General features: G+C 34.2%; 1 protein-coding gene. It reads right to left on the bottom strand.

Annotated elements, in window-relative coordinates; all coding sequences use genetic code 11:
- A partial coding sequence (locus tag GQR46_RS20335; RefSeq protein ID WP_165742339.1) for a DNA alkylation repair protein occupies positions 1–649 on the bottom strand: 649 nt, incomplete at both ends.

The raw sequence follows: 649 nt of genomic DNA, 5'->3' as shown, positions 1-649 counted from the left end.
CGATTTAAAACTCTTGCTGCTTTTCTAATTTGCTTCAGTTTTTCCCGTTTTGTTTTATCCCATTTTTCTGTACCTGCACTATATCCATAAGCACATATTTTAGTTGCGTTTTCAAATAGAAATTCTTCCTGCTCTTTAGGGTATATATTTCCTATTTCTCTAAGTGTCCAACCCACTCCTTTTTCAACATAATAAGCGTGGTCAGAAATTAAAGGTGCTACCAAATCTATAAGTACTTGAAAAGGTAAATAGTGTTTTCTATGAGCGCTGTAATAAAGTAAACCCACTATGCTTTGTCTTCTATGCCATGGGTTTGTAGACGTATTCCATTTTTTATACGTTGGCAAAATTAATGCTGCATCATATTCTACTAATTGAGCATATATTTTTGAAATGCCATCGCTTGTTTCCCATCGATTAATTTTGTCTTGCCATAATTTAATCGTTGGCCAAGCGGCCAGCATTTCATCTTTGTTTTTAATATGCTCCTCCAAGAAATACAAACAAAACATTTCAGCTCTATACACTTTGGTGTTCGTCCAGATATAACTCCATATCGCTAGTTGTTCATAAAAAGACATGTGTTTAAAAGAAAAACCTCTTTCAAAAGCTTTTCTTTGTAAAGGAACGGTTTCACCTGCTTTAGAAG

The organism is Pseudoalteromonas sp. Z1A6 (genome assembly GCF_011378745.1).
GTDB lineage: Bacteria > Pseudomonadota > Gammaproteobacteria > Enterobacterales > Alteromonadaceae > Pseudoalteromonas > Pseudoalteromonas arctica.
Note: the sequence above shows the minus strand (reverse complement) of the source record. Positions and strands in the feature narration are given on the sequence as shown.